Here is a 13,989-nt window from a genome sequence, read left to right on the forward strand (position 1 = left end):
ATGCACCGCCGAATCACCGGAAAGCTCGTGATCGCCACCCATAATCCCGGCAAGCTCGCCGAGATGCGGGAGCTGCTGGCGCCGCACGGGGTGGAAGCGGTGTCGGCCGGCGAGCTTGGCCTCGCCGAGCCCGAGGAGACCGGCGACAGCTTTCGCGCCAATGCGGCGATCAAGGCGATCGCTGCGGCGAAGGCTGTGGGATTGCCCGCCTTTGCCGACGATTCCGGCCTCGTGGTCGACGCGCTCGACGGCGCACCCGGTATCTATTCGGCGCGCTGGGCCGGCGAAACCAAAGATTTCATGGCGGCGATGACCCGGATCGAGCGCCTGCTGCAAGAGCGCGGCGCCACCACGCCGGACAAGCGCAAGGCGCACTTCGTCTCCGCGCTATGCGTGGCCTGGCCCGACGATCATCTCGAAGAGGTCGAGGCCCGGGTCGATGGAACCTTGGTCTGGCCGCCGCGCGGCACCGCCGGCTTCGGCTACGATCCGGCCTTCCTGCCTGACGGACACGGGCGTACCTTCGGCGAGATGACCAGCATCGAGAAGCACGGCCTGCCGCCGATCGGGCTCGGCCTGTCGCATCGCGCCCGCGCCTTCGTCAAGCTCGCGGAGATCTGTCTTGAGCCACGCTGAACGAAGAGCCTTCGGCGTCTACGTGCACTGGCCGTTCTGCCTGTCGAAATGCCCTTATTGCGATTTCAACAGCCACGTCCGGCATGCGCCGATTGACGAAGATCGCTTCGTGCGCGCCTTTGCCCGCGAGATCGAGACCACCGCCGCGCGCGTGCCGGGGCGCGAAGTCTCCTCGATCTTCCTCGGCGGCGGCACCCCATCGCTGATGCAGCCGCAGACCGTCGGCGCCGTGCTCGATGCGATCGGCAAGCACTGGTCGGTCGCGCCTGACGTCGAAGTCACGCTCGAGGCCAATCCGACCAGCGTCGAGGCGACACGCTTTCGCGGCTATCGTGCAGCCGGCGTCAACCGCGTCTCGCTCGGCGTGCAGGCACTTGACGATGGCTCGCTGAAGGCGCTTGGACGCCTGCACACCGCGCGCGAGGCGCTCGATGCGGTTGCGATCGCGCGCACCGCGTTCGACCGTTACTCCTTCGACCTGATCTACGCTCGCCCCGACCAGACCCCGCAGATGTGGGCAGGCGAATTGAAGCAGGCGATCTCGGAGGCGGCCGAGCATTTGTCGCTCTACCAGCTGACGATCGAGGAAGGCACGCCGTTCTTCGGGCTGCACGCCGCGGGCAAACTGAAGACGCCCGATGAGGCGATGGCGCGCGCGCTCTACGACGTCACCCAGGAGGTCTGTGGGCGCGAGGGATTGCCGGCTTACGAGATTTCCAACCACGCGCGCGCCGGCGCCGAGTGCAAGCACAACCTCGTCTATTGGCGCGGCGATGAATATGCCGGCGTCGGACCGGGCGCGCATGGCCGTCTCGATATCGATGGCATCAGGCACGCGACCGCGACGGACAAGCGCCCCGAGGCCTGGCTATCGAAGGTCGAGGAGCGCGGCCACGGTGTCATGACCGACGACTCGCTCAACAGCGAAGAGCGCGCCGACGAATTCCTGCTGATGGGGCTGCGGCTCGCGGAAGGGATCGATCCCAAGCGCTATGCGGCGCTGTCCGGCCGCCAGCTCGATCCGCACCGGATCGCCACGCTGCGCGAGGAAGGCGCGATCGCCGTCGATCCTGATGGGCGGCTGCGCGTGACCAAGTCGGGATTCCCGGTGCTCGACGCCGTCGTCGCGGATTTGGCTGCCTAGCTAGCTCTCATGTCGTCAAGCCTTGGGCCGTGTCTCAGCTTGAAGTCTGAGCGCTTGTGCTTGTCGGCTTTTTGTCAGGTCTGGCCACAAGCCAAAAAATCAGGGCTGTGAAGGTGCCCAGGAGGCCAAAGTACCAGGTCAAGAAAACTGTTCCGATGATGTTGTTTTTCAGATCCGACGCGGTCACGAGGCTCCCGACGACTGGAACGGCAGTTGTGAGGAACCCTATCAACAAATAGGGCCAGAGCCGCTGACTTCCTCTCCGGGAAAAAATTAGAAAAGCCGGGACGCCAACGAGGCCTTGCAACAAATAGATCAGACAGCAAACGAAAATGTATGCCGATGGTCCGGTTCTATTTGGAGCTTGAGCCATGTACCAAGCTGGCAATATGGCAGGCAGCAATGGGGCAACCAGGAATGCGACAAGGATTCGCATGAAATACGTTCCTCCGAAGTGCCGGGATGGCGGACGTAGTCATGGGCCCCGGCGCTCGCTGGCGTGACAAAGAACTACGCTCCAAAACTCTTCGGCGAGCCGGCGACCGGCGTGCCGCCGCCCGATGCCACCTTCATGACCGCAAGGCCGCGCTCGTTGGTGCCGTCAGCGCGAAAGCGGAACAGGCCGTCGATGCCGGCAAATCCGGATGGATTGGTCAGGGTTTCGGCCGAAAAGCGCTGCGCACCTTGTGTGCGCGCGAGTGCTGCAACGAGGGCCACCGCGTCATAGGCAAGCGTCGCGGTGCGCACCGGCTCAGCCCCAAACTTGGTGCGGTAGCGGTTGGCGAAGCTGCGGAAACCGGCCGGATCGGGCGCGGCATAGAGCCCGCCCTGCAAAACCGGGCTCGCAAACACCCGCGGATTGTCCCACAGCCCGGTTCCGAGCAGCTGGATGTTGCGCAGGTTGGAGCCCGCGGCGGTCAGCGCATCCGCGGTCGCGACGACCGAATCACCGTCATCGGCGAGCAGCAGCGCGTCGGCCGAGCCGAGCGCCTGCGCCACTGTGCGTGCCGGCGTGGCGCGATCGGCGCCGTATTTCTCGAAGGCGACGACGCGTCCGTTCTTGCGGCCGACGGCCTGCTTGAACGCGGCCTCGACCACGTTGCCATAGGCATTGTCGGGCACCATCGCCGCAAACGAGCGTTTTCCGGTGCCGGCGGCATAATCGACAATGCGATTGATGTCGGATTCCGGCAGAAAGCTCAGAAGAAACACGCCGCGCGAAGCCACGCTCGAATCGGTCGAGAATGCGATCACGGACGTGCCGCGCGTGCGTGTCAGCTGCGCCGTGGGCGGCACCGAGCCGGCAAACAACGGCCCCAGAATGATCTCGGCCCCTTCGGACAGCGCCTGCTGGGTGCCCTGCGCCGCGCCCTGCGGGCTGCCGCCATCGTCCTTGATCAGGAGCTGGATGTTCGGGTTCTGGAATTCCGCCAGCGCCATTTCGGCAGCGTTCCGCATCGACTGTGCGGCGACCGCGGCATTGCCGGACGCCGACAGCGGCAGGATCAGGCCGACCTTGACCTGCCCGGTTCCGACCGCCTGCGGCTGCTGCTGGGGACCGGCGGGCCCGGCATCCTGACCGCCAAACTGGCTCAGACTCTGCTGGATACCGGAGCAAGCCGACAGCAGCGGCGCACCAATGATGAGGCCAAGCGCTGTCCGCCGGGTCGCGCCCGACGGCGGGGACTTGCGGTTATGCGGGCCTGCCATCGTCTCTCTTCTCTTGACCGACCGTGATCGGCCGGGATTCCATCCAGCCCTGATAAAGGGGGGGTGGATTTGGGCATATTGTCGGCGAATAGTTAACCAAAACAAAAGGATTATGGCCTTGCGGCGCCGTTGCCGGGGCTTGCCATTCTCGGCGTTTCAGCGGGCTTTCGACCGGCCCTGTCGGGATGTTGGCGAAAGCGCCGCCATCCCTTTAGATTGGTATTATGCGCGCAAAAACCAGCACCCTCCACAGCTCCGATGCCACGACGCCGCCTGCGGACCGAACCTTTTCCGTGGCCGGCCAGGTGCTGACCGCGCCAAAAGCTGTGCCCGGGCTACACCTGGTCGCGACACCGATCGGCAATCTCGGCGATATCACCCTGCGCGCCTTGGAGACGCTGGCCGGCGTCGACGTCGTCGCCTGCGAGGACACAAGGATCACCCGCCGCCTGACCGAGCGCTATGCAATCACGGCCGAGCTGAAGCCCTATCACGAACACAACGCTGCGCAGGCGCGGCCAAAAATCCTGGAACGGCTGGCGCAGGGCGCCTCGGTCGCGCTCGTCTCGGATGCCGGCACGCCGCTGATATCGGACCCCGGCTTCAAGCTGGTGCGCGAGGTCTGCGCCGCCGGGCATCAGGTGATCGCGCTGCCCGGACCGTCATCGGTCCTGACCGCGCTGTCCGTTGCGGCGCTGCCGACCGACCGGTTCTTCTTCGAAGGGTTCTTGCCGTCAAAGGAGCATGCGCGGCGTGCGCGGCTCACCGAGCTCGCCAGGATCGATGCGACGCTCGTGATGTTCGAATCCGGCAATCGCGTTCAGGACAGCTTACGCGATCTCGCCGCGATCATGGGCACGCGCGACGCCGCGATCTGCCGCGAGCTGACCAAGCTGCACGAGGAGGTCCAGCGCGCGCCGGTCGCCGAACTAGCGGCGCGCGCAGATACGCTGGAGACCCGCGGCGAATTCGTGCTCGTCGTCGGGCCGCCTGCGGAGGATGCCGGAATGATGGGTGAGGCAGCGCTGGACGATCTGCTGCGAACATCGCTCGCGCGCGGCAGCGTCAAGGATGCGGTGGCGCATGCGGTCGAACTGTCGGGGCGGCCGCGCCGCGAGGTCTATGCCCGCGCCCTCGAGCTTGCCAGGGCCACCGGGGACGGCGATGGCGAAGACTGATAACGCCTCCCCCGAACGCGTCGCAGCCTTTCGCACCGGCCTCTCCGCCGAGATTCGCGCCGCCGCTTTTCTGATGGCCAAGGGCTATCGCATCCTGGCAAAACGTTTCCGTACGCCCTATGGCGAGATCGACCTGGTGGCGCGCCGGCGCAATCTGATCGCCTTCATCGAGGTCAAGGCCCGCGCCAGCCTCGATGACGCCGCCTATGCGGTGACGCCGCGCCAGCAGCAGCGCATCATCAATGCCGCCCAGGTCTGGCTGATGACGCATCCCGAGCATGCGGAATTTGATCTCAGATTCGACGCCGTTCTGATTGCGCCGCGCAGCCTGCCGCGCCATCTGTTAGCGGCATTCGACGCAAGCACTTAAAGATACCCCTCCAGACCTCCCGGGACACGCCCCATGAAATTGAACGTCGCCGTCCAGATGGACCCCATCGCGCGCATCAACATCCGCGGCGATTCGACTTTTGCGTTGCTGCTCGAGGCGCAGAAGCGCGGCCACGGCCTTTCCTATTACACGCCGGACAAGCTATCACTGCGCGGCGAGGAGCTGGTGGCGCCACTGCAGTCTCTCACCGTGCGCGACGAGGTCGGCAATCATTTCACGCTGGGCGAGCCGAAGCGCGAGCCGCTCAATGCCTTCGACGTCGTGCTGCTGCGGCAGGACCCGCCCTTCGATCTCGCATACATCACCTCGACGCATCTCCTCGAACGCATCCATCCGAAGACCCTGGTCGTCAACGACCCGGCCAGCGTGCGCAACGCGCCGGAGAAGCTGTTCGTGATGAATTTCCCGCAGCTGATGCCGCCGACCCTGATCTCGCGCGACCTCGACGAGATCAACGCGTTCCGCGATCAGCATGGCGCCGTTGTCATGAAACCATTGCACGGCCACGGCGGCGCCGCGGTGTTCCGCGTGATGCCGCAGGACATGAATTTCGGCTCGCTGTTCGACATGTTCTCGGTCACGTTCAAAGAGCAATGGGTGATCCAGCGCTTCCTTCCCGAGGTCAAGCATGGCGACAAGCGCATCATCCTGGTCGACGGCGAATTCGCCGGCGCCGTCAACCGCGTGCCCGCCCCCGATGATCTGCGCTCCAACATGGTGCGCGGCGGCGCCGCCAAGGCGACCGAGCTGTCCGACCGCGAGCGCGAGATTTGCGCGACCCTCGGCCCGGCGCTGCGCGAGCGTGGGCTGCTGTTCGTCGGCATCGACGTGATCGACGGCAATCTCACCGAGATCAATGTCACCTCTCCGACGGGTATCCGCGCGATCCAGCGGCTCAACGGCCCGGATGTCGCAGCGATGATCTGGGATACCATCGAGGCCAAGCGCACTGCAAAATAAGCGTTCCTTATGCGGTGCGCATCGCGGTTGCAGTCAATCTAGAATTCTACCGCGCGCTCTTTGACCTGATTCTGCTTGCCTGCTTTCGCGGGCGAGCGCAGCATCCTCGTGCCTGCGTCAGGTCATAGCGGCCGATTGTCGCAGGCGACAAAAATCATAAAGCTACAGGGAGGAAGACGTATGACGCTCAATGTCTCACGACGATCCTTGCTTGCGCTCGGTGCCGGTCTCGGCGCCAGCACCATGCTCGGCGGCACCGCCGTCGCACGCGCCCCGAAACTCGGCACGCAAACGCCCTATTGGCACCGCTTCATTCTCGGCGACGCTGAGGTCACCGTCGTGTCCGACGGTCCGCTGCCGCTTGGTCCGCCCAAGGGCACCTTTGTCGGCATACCCGATGAAGATGTGCGGAAGATGCTCTCCGATAACTTCCTCAATCCCGACAATGTCGTGCTCGAGCAGAACTCGCCGATCGTGAACACCGGCGACAAGTTGATCCTGTTCGATACCGGCATGGGCACCTCGAAGGCGTTTGGGCCAACCACGGGCCGGCAGCAGAAGAGCATGGCGGAAGCCGGCATCAAGCCTGATGACATCGACGCCGTGGTGTTGTCGCACGCGCATATCGACCACATCGGCGGCATCGTCGACGCCGGCGACAAGCCGCTGTTCCCGAACGCGCAATACTACATCGCCCAGAGCGATTTCGATTTCTGGACTGATGAAGGCAAGCTTGGCAGCCCGCTGAAGGATTTCGTGGTTCACGCCCGCAAGAACCTGCTGCCGGTGCGCGACCGCCTGGTGTTCTTCAAGGACGGCCAGGAATTCCTGCCCGGCGTGCAGGCGATGGCGGCCCCCGGCCACACCGTGGGCCACCACATGTTCATGGTGACATCAGCCGGCAAATCCTTCGCCTTCCTCGGCGATCTCACCCATCATGCGGTGCTGCTGCTCGAAAAGCCGCTGATGGAATTCTCCTACGACACCGATCCGAAGCAGGCGGCGCAGTCGCGGGTGAAGATGCTGACCATGCTGGCGGCCAACAAGACGCCGATCATGTCCTACCACTTCGCCTGGCCCGGCTACGGCCATGTCGCCAAGACCGGCGAGGGGTTCCATTACTATCCCGAGCCGATGCAGATGACGCTGTAACGGAATCGACGTTCGGGGGCGGCGCATGTCGCCCCCGACTGTTCCCGTAATGTTCTTGCGCTTCGGACCCGGTTCCGCTACCTTCTGACGGGGAAGATAGGGGCAGCATGGTCCAGCGCGTTTCCACCGTCGCTTTCGAGGGAATTGAGGCCCGCGCGGTCGATGTGCAGGTGCAGGTCGCGCCCGGATTGCCGGCCTTTGCCATCGTCGGACTACCCGACAAGGCGGTGTCGGAGGCGCGGGAGCGGGTTCGTTCGGCGCTGATCGCCTCGGGGCTGGCGTTGCCCGCCCGCCGGATCATCGTCAACCTTGCCCCGGCCGACCTGCCCAAGGAGGGCAGCCATTACGACCTGCCGATCGCGCTCGGGCTGATGGCGGCGATCGGGGCGATCCCGCCGGATGCCCTCAGCGGCTTCACTGTGCTTGGCGAGCTCGGGCTCGACGGCTCGATCGCACCGGTCGCGGGCGTGCTGCCGGCGGCGATCGGCGCCAATTCGCGTGACGAGGGGCTGATCTGCCCGGCGGCCTGCGGCTCGGAGGCCGCGTGGGCCAGCCCCGACATCCAGATCATCGCGGCGCAGTCGCTGATCCAGATCGCCAACCACTTCAAGGGCACGCAGGTTCTGTCGCGCCCCTCGCCGAAGGTGCATGAGCGCGAAGAGACGCTCCTGGACCTCCGCGACATCAAGGGCCAGGAGAGTGCAAAACGCGCGCTCGAGATCGCGGCCGCCGGCGGACATCATCTGCTGATGATCGGCTCGCCCGGCGCCGGCAAGTCGATGCTGGCGGCGCGCCTGCCCTCGATCCTGCCGCCGCTGTCGCCGTCGGAATTGCTCGAGGTCTCGATGATCGGTTCTGTCGCCGGCGAAATCCGCGACGGCGCGTTGACCGCGCGGCGGCCGTTCCGCAGCCCGCATCATTCCGCCAGCATGGCCGCGCTGACCGGCGGCGGCATGCGCGCCAAGCCGGGCGAGATCTCGCTCGCGCATCAGGGCGTGCTCTTCCTCGACGAGTTGCCGGAATTCGATCCGCGGGTGCTGGATTCGCTGCGCCAACCGCTGGAGAACGGCGAGGTCGCGGTGAGCAGAGCCAACCATCGCGTCACCTATCCGGCGCGCTTCATGCTGATCGCCGCGATGAACCCGTGCCGCTGCGGCCGTGCCTATGAGCCCGGCTATTCCTGCAAGCGCGGACCGATCGACCGCTGCACCGGCGACTATCAGATGCGGATCTCGGGCCCGCTGATGGATCGTATCGACCTGCGGATCGAGGTGCCGGCCGTGACCGCGGCCGATTTGATCCTCCCGCCGCCGTCGGAAGGATCGGCCGAGGTCGCCGCCCGCGTCGCGGCCGCGCGCGACATCCAGCTCGCGCGTTACGCCGCGGCGGGCATGCCGCATATTCGCACCAACGCCGAAGCCCCGAGCGCGCTGCTCGAAACCATCGCGCAACCGGATGCTCAGGGCCAGAAATTGCTGCGTGAAGCTGCCGAGAGCATGCATCTCACCGCGCGCGGCTATCATCGCGTGTTGCGGGTCGCACGTACGCTTGCCGATCTGGACGGCGCGGAGAAGATCGGGCGACTGCACCTGGCCGAGGCGCTGTCCTATCGCGCGTTGGCCGACGATCTGCGCCGCGCCGCCTGATCTGTCCCGTTTCGTGCCGGACTCATTCCGCGTCAACGCGATGGTAACGAGTTTTGTTTACGCTCCGCAAACCATAAGCCCGGCGATGCGCGGGGTTTGGGTCGAGCGAGTAGCGTCATGTTGCGTTTCAAGGTTCTGGCCTCGGTGGTCCCTCTCGCCGTGGCCGCGGTGTTTGCCCGCGCCGAGTTCCTGCCCGGCCCCCGGCCGTGCATCGAGGTTGGCGGGTCTGCGATGCAGATCGCGTCGATGCCCTGGCAAGCCCAGCTTCACGTCAGCTTCACCGACGATCCCCGCCTTGCCACCGTCAGGGTGCAAGTCACCGACAGCGCCGAGGCCGCGGACTTCACCGTGATCGACGATGTCGACGACAACGAAGCCGGCGCCTGCGAGAGCAACGCCGTGCCACAACTGATCGCGATTTCCGGCGCTCCGTCCGCAACCGATCCCGTGATCTACCTTTCGCATGACGGCCCGTTCGACTACCGCGTCTTCGTGCAGTCGAAGACCTTTTCGGTCCGCGAGGCCGCGGCCCTGATCGTCAGCGCCCGTGGCGGACATCGCCGCCTCGAAGCGGCGGCGCTTTAACCGTTCGCTAACCCTGTTCTCAGCGCCGCGCCAAACGGTCATCAACCTCAAGCACTTTGCAAGGTGGACGACGCATCGTCGTGGGCAGATCAAGCTATCTCAGGGCCACCATTGATGGGGCGTTTCTTCCGGATCAAGTTGCGCTTTCGTCGTTTGCTGCGGCGCCATCCCTGGATCACGTTGATCATCCGATCCTTCATGATTTTCTCCGCCGCGTTCGGCGGCGCCTTTGGATTCATTACAGGCGCTCTTTCGCAGAGAAATCAGTACGACCCCAATCTCTTCGCGATCGGGGTCAGTTTCCTGTTCGCGCTCGCCTGTCTCTGGATCGTGACATTGGGCATCCGTTTGCGGCTGATGCGCACGAAGCTGCGCACGATCGCCACGCACAATGAAGCGATGGCGGACCGCAACTGGGAACTGCAGGAGGCGGAGCAGCGTGTCCGCAACCTGTTCGAAGCGCAGGGCGACCTGATCGTGCTGCGCGACGCCGAGGGCCGCATCACCTATGCCAACGACGCCTATTGCGAGCTGGCGCAGGTTCCATGCGACGATCTGATCGGCAGCAACGCCGTGCTGAAGGTCCTCGAACAGGGCGACACCGCGCTCGACGCCAACGGCATGCGCGTCCACGACCAGAAAATCGAGGGACCGCAAGGGCCGCGCTGGATCGCCTGGCGCGAGGGACTCGTCCGCAACGACGCCGGCGGCCCGGCCGAGATGCAGAGCGTCGGCCACGACGTCACCGACCGCACCGAGAGCGAGCGCGCGGTGGCCGAAGCGCGCGATCAGGCCAACGCCGCCAACCGCGCCAAGTCGCGCTTCCTCGCGATGGCCAGCCACGAAATCCGCACGCCGCTGAACGGCATCATCGGCATGAGCGGACTGTTGATGGATACATCGCTGACGCCTGAGCAGACGACGTACGTCAAGGCGGTCAAGACATCCGGCGACGCACTGCTGTCGCTGATCGAGGAGCTGCTCGACTATTCCAAGATCGAGGCCGGCAAGATCGACCTCGAGCACCGCGCCTTCGCGCTATCAGGCCTGATCGAGGACGTCACCGAGTTGCTGGCGCCGCGCGCGCAGGCCAAGGGCATCGAGATCGCCGCCTATGTCGACGAACGGCTGCCGATGCAAGTGGCCGGCGACGCCGCGCGGCTGCGGCAGGTGCTGCTCAATCTCGCCGGCAATGCCATCAAGTTCACCGCAACCGGCGGCGTTGCGCTGATCGTCGAGCCCGGCATCTGGCCGAACGAGATCAGCTTCCTGGTCCGAGACACCGGGATCGGCATCGCGCCGGAAGCCCAGCAGCGGATTTTCCGCGAGTTCGAGCAGGCCGACGAGCGCATCGCACGCAGCTATGGCGGCACCGGCCTCGGCCTCTCGATCAGCGACCGCATCGTCAAACGGATGGGCGGGCGGATCGCGCTCGCGAGCACGCCCGGCTCAGGATCGACCTTCGAAGTCTCGATCCCGCTCACCGCCGCCGACACCGGCAACGCCAACAGCTTCACCGCGCCCGACCTCTCCGGCCAGTCGATCATGCTGGTCGCGCCGCAGAGCATCGAGACCTCGCTGATCTCGCGTCGGCTGCAGCGCTGGGGCGCGCAGACCTGCATGGTGGCGGACACCGAGGTGGCCAAGGCGTTGCTGCCGGAGCGGACCTGGCACGCGGTCCTGATCGACCATGCGCTCGGCACGTCGGCGATGGAGACGCTGGCCAATGCCGCCCGCACCCACGCGACCCACCGGATCGTGATGTTCACGCCGGCAACGCGGCAGGACCTCCTGGCGTCCGAAACGCCGACCTTCACCGGATATCTGGTCAAGCCGCTGCGGGCGTCCTCGCTCGCCGCACGTCTGACCGCGGCGCCCGAAATCGCGGCCCCAAGTCTCGCGATCGAGGCGCTGGCCGAGCCTGCGCCCACAGCACCTGAAGCCACGCCGAAGAACACGGCGCTCTCGATCCTGGTCGCCGAAGACAATGAGATCAATGCGCTCCTGATGCGCTCGCTGCTCGCGCGGCTGGGCCATCATGCAGTCATCACCACCAACGGTGAACAGGCCATGGAGTCCTGGCAGTCGGCGAAGTCCGCCGGCGCTCCCTATGATCTCGTGCTGATGGACATCCAGATGCCGCGGCTCAACGGCATCGAAACCACCAAGCAGATCCGCGCGCTCGAGGCCGGCCAGTCCGGCCGTCAGACGCCGATCCTCGCGCTGACCGCCAACACGCTGGTGGAGGACCGCTATGCCTGCTTCGAAGCCGGTATGGACGGCTTCCTGATCAAGCCGCTCGATCGCGAAAAGCTGGAAGAAGCGCTCGCGGGCCTGGCCGCATCGCGGCACATCGCGGCGTAGGCCCGAAGCAGCGAGGGCTACAGCCGCCGCAGCGCGACCGATTGCACCACGTGGTCGGCGCCCTTTTTCAGGATCAGCGTCGCGCGCGGCCGGGTCGGCAGGATGTTGTCCTCGAGATTGGCGAGGTTGGTGCGTTCCCAGATCGCGATCGCGGTCGCAGTCGCTTCCTCGTCCGACAGCAGCGCATAGCGATGGAAATAGGACCTGGGATCGGTGAACGCGGTGTCGCGCAACGCCAGGAAGCGCTTGATGTACCACTGCCGCAACGCGGATTCGTCGGCGTCGATGTAGACCGAGCAGTCGAAGAAGTCGGAGACGAACGGGACCGCCTTGCCGTCGCGCGGCAGCCGTCCGGTCTGCAGCACATTGACGCCTTCGACGATCAGGATGTCGGGCTGGTCGATCTCAACCGATTTGTTCGGCACGATGTCGTAGGTGAGATGCGAATAGACCGGCGCGCGCACACGACGCCGTCCCGCCTTGATGTCGCTGAGGAACGACAGCAGCGTCGGCAGATCGTAGCTTTCCGGAAAGCCCTTCTTCTGCATGATGCCCTGCCGGTCGAGCACGGCATTCGGAAACAGGAAGCCGTCCGTCGTGATCAGGTCGACCTTCGGCCGCGGCGACCAGCGCGCCAGAAGGGCCTGCAACACGCGAGCGGTGGTGGATTTGCCGACAGCGACCGAGCCGGCTACACCGATGATGTAGGGCATCTTGCGGTCGCGGATCGCCAGGAACTGGCGTTGCGCGTAATAGAGCCGCTGGGTCGAATCGACATAGATCGACAACAGCCGCGACAGCGGCAGATAGATGTCCTCGACCTCCTGCAAGTCGAGGCGGTCGTGCATCGAACGCAGGCGGTCGAACTCGCCCGGCTCCAGCGTCATCGGTGTGTCGTCGCGCAGATGCGACCATTGCTGGCGCGTGAAGACGCGGTAGGGGTTGTATTGCTGATCTGGTGCCCGGATGTCCATGAGGCGGCCCTCTCAATGCGCTCGATCGTGCGCGCTAGTTACCCTTGCTAGTTAACCTTTGCGCGATGCTTTCTCTTCCAGTCCGGACATCGACGTGCGCTTCTCCAGCGCCGCCTCGACGTCTTCCAGCTTCACGTCACGTGACTTCAACAGAACCAGCAGGTGAAACACCAGATCGGCGCTCTCGGCGATGAGGTGATCGCGGTCATTCTCGACCGCGGCGATCACGGTTTCGACCGCTTCCTCGCCCAGCTTCTTGGCGCAGTGCTCCGCGCCTTTGTCGAGCAGCTTCCGGGTATAGGACGCCTCCCCGCCCGCGGCAGCGCGGGCATCGATGGTGGCGGCCAGATCGTGAATCGTGAAACGCGACATCAACTCAACTCAAGCACATGCGCCGGCACCGCCCGGGTGCCATCCCCAAGATGGGGCTTAGCATTTTTGTGACAAGGAGTCCCAAGTGGTATGGACTCTAGGGATCAAGGCGCATCGGCAACCCGGCGCGCACCATGTGATCCTTGGCTTGGCGGATGGTAAATTCCCCGAAGTGGAAGATCGAGGCGGCCAGCACACCCGTGGCGTGGCCCTCGCGGACGCCGTCGACCAGGTGATCCAGATTGCCGACGCCGCCGGACGCAATGACCGGTACGGGAACACTGTCAGCGATCGCCCGGGTCAACGGCAGGTCAAAGCCTTGCCGGGTGCCGTCCCGGTCCATCGAGGTCAGCAGGATTTCGCCGGCGCCGAGCGCGACCACTTCCTGGGCATATTCGATAGCGTCGATCCCGGTCGAATTGCGGCCGCCATGGGTGAAGATCTCCCAGCGCTCCCCGCCGCCGCCGCGCTTGACCCGCTTGGCGTCGATCGCGACCACGATGCATTGCTCGCCGAATTTCTCGGCCGCTTCCTTGACGAATTCGCGCCGGCTGACCGCCGCGGAATTGATCGAGACCTTGTCGGCGCCGTAGCGCAGCAGGGTCTTGATATCGTCGACGGTGCGGACGCCGCCGCCGACGGTCAGCGGCATGAAGCAGGCTTCCGCCGTCCGCCGCACCACGTCCAGAATGGTGCCGCGGTTTTCATGGGTGGCGGTGATGTCGAGGAAGGTGAGCTCGTCGGCACCGGCGGCGTCATAGGCGATCGCCGCCTCGACCGGATCGCCGGCGTCGCGCAGGTCGACGAAATTGACGCCCTTGACCACGCGCCCGTCTTTGACGTCGAGACAGGGGATCACGCGAACCTTGAACATACT

At 65.2% G+C, this 13,989-nt stretch carries 13 protein-coding genes; 9 read left to right on the forward strand and 4 right to left on the reverse strand.

Features of this window, described 5'->3' with window-relative positions; genetic code table 11:
* Window positions 1-636, forward strand: a complete 636-nt coding sequence (rdgB, locus tag UP09_RS10065; protein WP_044537981.1) for an RdgB/HAM1 family non-canonical purine NTP pyrophosphatase — start codon at window positions 1-3, stop codon at window positions 634-636.
* Window positions 623-1,780: a radical SAM family heme chaperone HemW gene (gene hemW, locus UP09_RS10070; protein ID WP_044537982.1), complete on the forward strand. Its 1,158-nt coding sequence runs from the start codon at window positions 623-625 to the stop codon at window positions 1,778-1,780. The genes rdgB and hemW overlap by 14 nt, the downstream gene beginning before the upstream one ends.
* A 510-nt stretch (window positions 1,781-2,290) precedes the next feature.
* Here the strand turns inward: hemW and UP09_RS10075 are convergent.
* Window positions 2,291-3,490, reverse strand: a complete 1,200-nt coding sequence (locus UP09_RS10075; protein WP_044537983.1) for a penicillin-binding protein activator — start codon at window positions 3,488-3,490, stop codon at window positions 2,291-2,293.
* Between the two features lie 224 nt (window positions 3,491-3,714).
* Between UP09_RS10075 and rsmI the strand changes: the two genes are divergently transcribed.
* The 7 genes from rsmI (at window position 3,715) to UP09_RS10110 (ending at window position 11,766) form a co-directional block, all read left to right on the forward strand.
* Entirely contained in the window at window positions 3,715-4,668 is a 954-nt protein-coding gene (gene rsmI / locus UP09_RS10080) for a 16S rRNA (cytidine(1402)-2'-O)-methyltransferase (RefSeq protein WP_044537984.1), read from the forward strand.
* Complete coding sequence (locus UP09_RS10085) at window positions 4,655-5,038, forward strand: YraN family protein (RefSeq protein ID WP_044537985.1); 384 nt, start codon at window positions 4,655-4,657, stop codon at window positions 5,036-5,038. Before rsmI ends, UP09_RS10085 begins: the two co-directional genes overlap by 14 nt.
* Before the next feature lie 33 nt (window positions 5,039-5,071).
* Entirely contained in the window at window positions 5,072-6,019 is a 948-nt protein-coding gene (gshB, locus tag UP09_RS10090) for a glutathione synthase (protein WP_044537986.1), read from the forward strand.
* Window positions 6,020-6,199: 180 nt separating this feature from the next.
* On the forward strand, window positions 6,200-7,171 hold the full coding sequence (locus UP09_RS10095) for an MBL fold metallo-hydrolase (RefSeq protein ID WP_044537987.1): 972 nt from the start codon (window positions 6,200-6,202) through the stop codon (window positions 7,169-7,171).
* Between the two features lie 107 nt (window positions 7,172-7,278).
* On the forward strand, window positions 7,279-8,817 hold the full coding sequence (locus UP09_RS10100) for a YifB family Mg chelatase-like AAA ATPase (RefSeq protein WP_044537988.1): 1,539 nt from the start codon (window positions 7,279-7,281) through the stop codon (window positions 8,815-8,817).
* 117 nt (window positions 8,818-8,934) lie between these two features.
* A complete protein-coding gene (locus UP09_RS10105; RefSeq protein ID WP_044537989.1) occupies window positions 8,935-9,402 on the forward strand; it encodes a hypothetical protein in 468 nt (155 codons plus the stop codon).
* 114 nt (window positions 9,403-9,516) lie between these two features.
* A complete protein-coding gene (locus tag UP09_RS10110) occupies window positions 9,517-11,766 on the forward strand; it encodes a response regulator (RefSeq protein WP_044537990.1) in 2,250 nt (749 codons plus the stop codon).
* A 17-nt stretch (window positions 11,767-11,783) separates the two neighbouring features.
* Here UP09_RS10110 and coaA read toward each other — a convergent pair whose 3' ends face one another.
* The 3 genes from coaA to hisF all read right to left on the reverse strand — a co-directional run bounded on the left by coaA (window position 11,784) and on the right by hisF (window position 13,986).
* On the reverse strand, window positions 11,784-12,740 hold the full coding sequence (coaA, locus tag UP09_RS10115; RefSeq protein WP_044537991.1) for a type I pantothenate kinase: 957 nt from the start codon (window positions 12,738-12,740) through the stop codon (window positions 11,784-11,786).
* A 51-nt stretch (window positions 12,741-12,791) separates the two neighbouring features.
* Window positions 12,792-13,112, reverse strand: a complete 321-nt coding sequence (locus UP09_RS10120; RefSeq protein WP_044537992.1) for a phosphoribosyl-ATP diphosphatase — start codon at window positions 13,110-13,112, stop codon at window positions 12,792-12,794.
* Window positions 13,113-13,209: 97 nt separating this feature from the next.
* Window positions 13,210-13,986, reverse strand: coding sequence for an imidazole glycerol phosphate synthase subunit HisF (gene hisF / locus UP09_RS10125; RefSeq protein ID WP_044537993.1), 777 nt, complete (start codon window positions 13,984-13,986; stop codon window positions 13,210-13,212).
* Window positions 13,987-13,989 lie beyond the last annotated feature (3 nt).

Origin of the sequence: Bradyrhizobium sp. LTSP885 (assembly GCF_000938305.1) — a bacterium.
In the GTDB taxonomy this organism is placed as follows: Bacteria; Pseudomonadota; Alphaproteobacteria; order Rhizobiales; family Xanthobacteraceae; genus Bradyrhizobium.

What these genes read in the sequence shown, in the direction of transcription:
- UP09_RS10110 (WP_044537990.1), top strand. Translation starts at nt 9,517, where the DNA reads ATGGGGCGTTTCTTCCGGATCAAGTTGCGCTTTCGTCGTTTGCTGCGG.
- UP09_RS10120 (WP_044537992.1), bottom strand. Translation starts at nt 13,112, where the DNA reads ATGTCGCGTTTCACGATTCACGATCTGGCCGCCACCATCGATGCCCGC.
- rdgB (WP_044537981.1), top strand. Translation starts at nt 1, where the DNA reads ATGCACCGCCGAATCACCGGAAAGCTCGTGATCGCCACCCATAATCCC.
- coaA (WP_044537991.1), bottom strand. Translation starts at nt 12,740, where the DNA reads ATGGACATCCGGGCACCAGATCAGCAATACAACCCCTACCGCGTCTTC.
- hisF (WP_044537993.1), bottom strand. Translation starts at nt 13,986, where the DNA reads ATGTTCAAGGTTCGCGTGATCCCCTGTCTCGACGTCAAAGACGGGCGC.
- UP09_RS10100 (WP_044537988.1), top strand. Translation starts at nt 7,279, where the DNA reads ATGGTCCAGCGCGTTTCCACCGTCGCTTTCGAGGGAATTGAGGCCCGC.
- gshB (WP_044537986.1), top strand. Translation starts at nt 5,072, where the DNA reads ATGAAATTGAACGTCGCCGTCCAGATGGACCCCATCGCGCGCATCAAC.
- UP09_RS10105 (WP_044537989.1), top strand. Translation starts at nt 8,935, where the DNA reads ATGTTGCGTTTCAAGGTTCTGGCCTCGGTGGTCCCTCTCGCCGTGGCC.
- UP09_RS10085 (WP_044537985.1), top strand. Translation starts at nt 4,655, where the DNA reads ATGGCGAAGACTGATAACGCCTCCCCCGAACGCGTCGCAGCCTTTCGC.
- UP09_RS10075 (WP_044537983.1), bottom strand. Translation starts at nt 3,490, where the DNA reads ATGGCAGGCCCGCATAACCGCAAGTCCCCGCCGTCGGGCGCGACCCGG.
- UP09_RS10095 (WP_044537987.1), top strand. Translation starts at nt 6,200, where the DNA reads ATGACGCTCAATGTCTCACGACGATCCTTGCTTGCGCTCGGTGCCGGT.
- rsmI (WP_044537984.1), top strand. Translation starts at nt 3,715, where the DNA reads ATGCGCGCAAAAACCAGCACCCTCCACAGCTCCGATGCCACGACGCCG.